The 4,977-nt window shown below is 71.5% G+C and carries 4 protein-coding genes and 1 pseudogene; 1 reads left to right on the top strand and 4 read right to left on the bottom strand.

Going from position 1 to position 4,977, the window contains the following annotated elements; translation table 11 throughout:
- The coding region (locus tag FNH04_RS41150; RefSeq protein WP_265581662.1) for a nucleotidyltransferase family protein at positions 1-337 on the top strand (337 nt) is incomplete at its 5' end.
- Positions 338-408: 71 nt separating this feature from the next.
- On the opposite strand, the gene FNH04_RS41145 is transcribed toward FNH04_RS41150, so the two are convergent.
- The 4 genes and pseudogenes from FNH04_RS41145 to FNH04_RS48290 form a co-directional block, all read right to left on the bottom strand.
- Positions 409-2,181 carry a DoxX family protein gene (locus tag FNH04_RS41145; protein ID WP_152791294.1) on the bottom strand — a complete coding sequence of 591 codons (1,773 nt, stop codon included), beginning with the start codon at positions 2,179-2,181 and terminating at the stop codon, positions 409-411.
- 104 nt (positions 2,182-2,285) lie between these two features.
- Positions 2,286-3,227, bottom strand: a complete 942-nt coding sequence (gene rlmB / locus FNH04_RS41140; RefSeq protein WP_152791293.1) for a 23S rRNA (guanosine(2251)-2'-O)-methyltransferase RlmB — start codon at positions 3,225-3,227, stop codon at positions 2,286-2,288.
- A gap of 80 nt (positions 3,228-3,307) precedes the next feature.
- Positions 3,308-4,708, bottom strand: coding sequence for a cysteine--tRNA ligase (cysS, locus tag FNH04_RS41135; RefSeq protein ID WP_322725352.1), 1,401 nt, complete (start codon positions 4,706-4,708; stop codon positions 3,308-3,310).
- A gap of 148 nt (positions 4,709-4,856) precedes the next feature.
- Positions 4,857-4,977, bottom strand: a pseudogene (locus tag FNH04_RS48290) (2-C-methyl-D-erythritol 2,4-cyclodiphosphate synthase); the annotation flags it as partial.

Here is a 4,977-nt window from a genome sequence, read left to right as displayed (position 1 = left end):
CTTCCACACCGAGCGCGACGCCGTCGCCACACTCGCCCTCGCCCGCCCGCGCATCCCCTGGGGTGCCGTGAAGACGGACGGCTTCGGGCGGGTCACGGACTTCATCGAGGCCCCGCCGACGACGTACGAGATCAACGCGGGCGTTTACGTCTTCTCCCCCGAGTTCGCCGGTCTGCTGCCCGAGCGCGGCGACCACGAGCGCACCACGTTCCCGCGGCTGGCCCGTGAGCGCCGACTGGCCGGCTTCCCGATCCCGCAGGGCGCGTACTGGCGCGCCATCGACACGGCGAAGGACCTGTCGGAGGCGGCCAAGGAGCTGGCGGCACTGGGTCGTTGACCCACGGCGGTACGACACGAAGGGGCCCCGCGCGGCACACGCGCGGGGCCCCTTGTCGTACGGCCGAGGGATTACCCGAGGAGACCGCCCACGAGTCCGGACTGGCCTCCGCCGCCCGAGCCGCCTCCACCGGCGCCGCCCGAGCCGCCGCCCGAGGAGGCACCCGCCGACGCGCCACCGCTGGAGGACGGGCCTGAGCTGGTGCTCGGATTCTGCCGACCGGGGGCCGTCTGCGGCGGCGGGGCCTGGCCGATCGTGCCCTGGGTCTGGCTCGGCCGACCACCGGTCACGGCACCCGTGTCGCGGCTCGCGCCCGGGCTGGCCGAGCCCTCGGTGGAGGGGCTCGCGGAAGTGGCGCCCCGCGTGGGCGAGTTGCCGGCCGAAGGGGTGCGCCTGTCGCGGTCGCCGGGCGTGCCGGGGAGCGGTGAGCCGGGCTGTTCGTTGCGCGGGGACTCACCGGGTCCGGGTACGACGACACGGTCGGCGTCGCGGACGGCTCCGCCGAGCACCGAGCCGATGAGCAGGGTGAGGCCGACGGCGACGGTGATGAGGAGGACGCCGCGGCGCAGCACGTACCGCCGCAGGTCCCAGATGTCCGCGCGCGGACCGAGCCTGCGCCAGGCGCCGGCGGTGAGGCGCCCGTCGACGGAGTACACGGGAGCACCGGCGATGACCAGCGGGGACCATGCGGCGAGGTAGATGATGTCGGGCGCCTCGTAGGCGGGGACGGTCTTCCAGCTGACGGTGACGAGCAGCGCGGCCGACAGCAGGACTCCGAAGACGGCGGCGAGGCGCTGCCACAGGCCGAGGACCGTGACGACGCCCACGACGACCTGGGCGAAGGCGATGACGAGGCCCGAGCCGACGGGGTGCTCCAGGGCGAACTGCCGCAGCGGCTCGGCGACTTCCCAGGGGTGCAGGGTGTTGAGCCACTTGACCATGGAGCCGCGCTTGCCGCCGTCGAAGTAGTGCGGGTCGCAGAGCTTGCCCATACCGGCGTAGATGGAGATGAACCCGAGGAAGACGCGCAGCGGCAGCAGCACCACGCCGAGGTTCATCCGGCGGCCGGGGTAGTACCCGTGCCGCACCCCCACCGCGGAGGCGGACACACCGCGGCGCCGCGAGACGGGCTCCTGCTCGTACCCGTCGTCGGCCTCGACCTCGTACAGCTCCTCGAAGTCCCCGTCCGCATGGCCGGTGTCCGCGTAGCCGGTGTCCGCGTAGTCGGCGTCCCCGTACGCGGATTCGTCATACGCGGATTCGTCGTACGTGCCGCGCGCACCGCGCATGGGGGGCAGCAGCCGGGTGCTGTCGGCGTGGTGGTCGCTGGGGCCGCGCTGGGCGCCGACGACGGGGGTCTCGACCGTGTCCACGGTCGAGTCGTAGCCGTAGCGCCCGTAGTCGTCGTATCGGCCGGCCTCGATGCCGTCGATACGCGGGAGGACCTGCGTCGCTCCGACGTCGTCCACCGGGTCCGCGGTGCCGTGGCGCACGCTCGTGTTCCGCACGGCCTGCAGCAGGCGGTGGGCTCCCGTGTCGTCGGGGGCGGACCTACCGCTCCAGACGACGGGCGCCCGGCGGCGCGTACCTGCGGCCGCGCCTGCCCGGCCCGCAGCTCCCACGACGGGCATGTGCGCGGTGTCCTGGGCTGCGCTCACATGCCGTGCGATACGCGGGGACTGGGGCCGCGTCGGCGAACCCAGCTGCACGCGGAAGCTCGCGTGATTGACGATGACCTGCGCCGGATCGCTCGGCACCTTCACCATGCTCAGCGCGGGAGCGTCGTCGTATCCCGACGAGCGGTCCCCCGTGGGTGTGCGGGGTGTTCTGGTGTCCACACTCATCTAACCGAGTGACGTGACGTTAGGACACTGCCTTGACCGCGCCGATCTGTCCGGACAGCATCAAGATCATCCGGAACACCACGAACGCCCAGGTGAGTACGGTTTCACGCCCGCCGACGCGCCACCTCGTACAGCACCACACCCGCCGCCACACCGGCGTTCAACGACTCCGCACCACCCGGCATCGGAATCCGCACCCGGAAGTCACAGGTTTCGCCCACGAGTCGGGACAGTCCCTTGCCCTCGCTGCCGACGACGATGACGACCGGCCCGTCGAGTGCGTCCAGCTGCCCGAGTTCGACATCGCCGTCGGCGGCGAGTCCGACGACGACGATCCCGGCCTTCTTGTACGCCTCCAGGGAGCGCGTGAGGTTGGTGGCGCGCGCCACGGGCGTACGGGCCGCCGTACCGGCGGACGTCTTCCAGGCACCGGCGGTCATACCGGCCGCGCGCCGCTCGGGTACGACGACACCGTGCCCGCCGAAGGCGGCGACGGACCGGACGACGGCGCCCAGGTTGCGCGGGTCGGTCACCCCGTCGAGGGCGACGATCAGCGGGTCCTCGCCCTCGTCGTACGCGGCGTTGGCGAGGTCCTCGGGGTGCGCGTACTCGTACGGCGGGACCTGGAGCACGAGGCCCTGGTGGTTGAGGCCGTTCGTCATGCGGTCGAGCTCGGGGCGGGGAGCCTCCATGAGGTTGATCCCCCCGCGCTCGGCGGCGAGTTGCAGCGCCTCACGCACGCGCTCGTCGTTGTCGATGAACTGCTGGACGTACAGCGTGGACGCGGGCACGCCCTCGCGCAGCGCCTCGACGACGGGGTTGCGGCCGACGACCAGCTCGGAGGTGGACTTGCCGCCGCGGCCCCTCGGCGCGGGGCGGCGCGCCGACTGCTTCGCCTTGGCGGTCGCGATGCGGTTCTTCTTGTGTCCCTTGCGCATCTCGGCGGGCGGGGTGGGGCCCTTGCCCTCCAGGCCCCGGCGCCGCTGGCCGCCACTGCCGACCTGCGCGCCCTTCTTGCCGGACATGCGGCGGTTGTTTGCGGCCATGACCTACCTGTCTGTCGTTCTGTCGTCTCTGAACTCTGGTGAACGCCTGCCGCGTTCCCTGCTCCTGCGCGTACGGAAGGTCAGCGCGGGCCGAGGGACCAGCGCGGCCCCTGGGGGCTGTCCTCGATGACCAGGCCCGACTGGTTGAGCTGGTCGCGGATACCGTCCGCGGTGCCCCAGTCCCTGCGGGCGCGGGCGGCTTCCCGCTGGTCGAGCACCATACGCACCAGGCTGTCGACGACCCCGTGCAGGTCCTCACCGCGGTCGCTCTCACCCGCCCAGTGCGGGTCGAGCGGGTCGAGGCCCAGTACCCCGAGCATGGCCCGTACCTCGGCCAGCCGGGCCACCGCCTCCTCCTTGTCGTCGGCGGCCAGTGCGCTGTTGCCCTGCCGGACGGTGGTGTGCACGATGGCGAGGGCCTGCGGTACTCCGAGGTCGTCGTCCATGGCCTCGGCGAAGGCGGGCGGCACCTCGGCGGAGGGCTCCACGACGCCCCCGGCCTTCTCCACCACCCGCTGGACGAAGCCCTCGATACGCGCGAACGCCGACTCCGCCTCGCGCAGGGCCTCCTCGCTGTACTCGATCATCGAGCGGTAGTGCGGGGTGCCGAGGTAGTAGCGCAGCACGATCGGCCGCCACTGCTTGACCATCTCGGACACGAGGACCGAGTTGCCCAGCGACTTCGACATCTTGTCGCCGGCCATCGTCACCCACGCGTTGTGCACCCAGTAGCGGGCGAACTCGTCGCCGTACGCCTTGGACTGGGCGATCTCGTTCTCGTGGTGCGGGAAGATCAGGTCGAGCCCGCCGCCGTGGATGTCGAAGGCGCTGCCCAGGTACTTGTGGGCCATCGCCGAGCACTCGAGATGCCAGCCCGGCCGTCCCCGTCCCCACGGCGTCTCCCAGGTCGGCTCCCCCGGCTTGGCGGACTTCCACATCGCGAAGTCGCGCGGGTCCCGCTTGCCGGTCTCGCCCTCTCCCTCGGGCTGGAGCAGGTTCTCCAGCTCCTGGTTGGACAACTGCAGGTATCCGGGGAAGGACTTCACGTCGAAGTACACGTTCCCGTCGGACTCGTAGGCGTGCCCGCGCTCGATGAGCGTGCGCATCATCTCGACCATCTCGGTCATGTGCCCCGTGGCCCGCGGCTCGTACGTGGGCGGGAGGCATCCCAGCACCCCGTACCCGTCGTTGAACGCGCGCTCGTTCTCGTATCCGATCGCCCACCACGGGCGGCCCTGGTCGGCCGACTTGGCGATGATCTTGTCGTCGATGTCGGTCACGTTCCGGATGAACGTCACTTCGTAGCCGCGGTAGGTGAACCAGCGGCGCATGATGTCGAAGTTGAGTCCCGAGCGGATGTGCCCGATGTGCGGTGCGGCCTGCACGGTGGCGCCACACAGGTAGATCGAGACGCAACCCGCCCTGAGCGGGGTGAAGTCACGGATCTGCCGGGCGCTGGTGTCGTACAGGCGAATAGTCACCACTCCAGGGTAGTAGGCGCGGGGCAGTGCCCCGCGACCTTACGGCGCAAGGTGCGCGTATTCGTGACATGGAGGGGGTGAACCGGGGGTTTGCCCCGTCCTCGAACGCCGGACGGGCCGGCCGTGGCCGGCCCGCACACGCCCCGGGTCACCCCAGCCGTACGACCAACGCCGTCGCCACCGCCATCAGCCCCTCCCCCCTCCCGGGGAACCCCAGCCCGTCCGTCGTCGCCCCGGAGACCGACACCTGCGCCCCCACGGCCTCGGAC

The sequence above is a fragment of the Streptomyces phyllanthi genome, assembly GCF_009377205.1.
In the GTDB taxonomy this organism is placed as follows: Bacteria; Actinomycetota; Actinomycetes; order Streptomycetales; family Streptomycetaceae; genus Streptomyces; species Streptomyces phyllanthi.
Note: the sequence above shows the minus strand (reverse complement) of the source record. Positions and strands in the feature narration are given on the sequence as shown.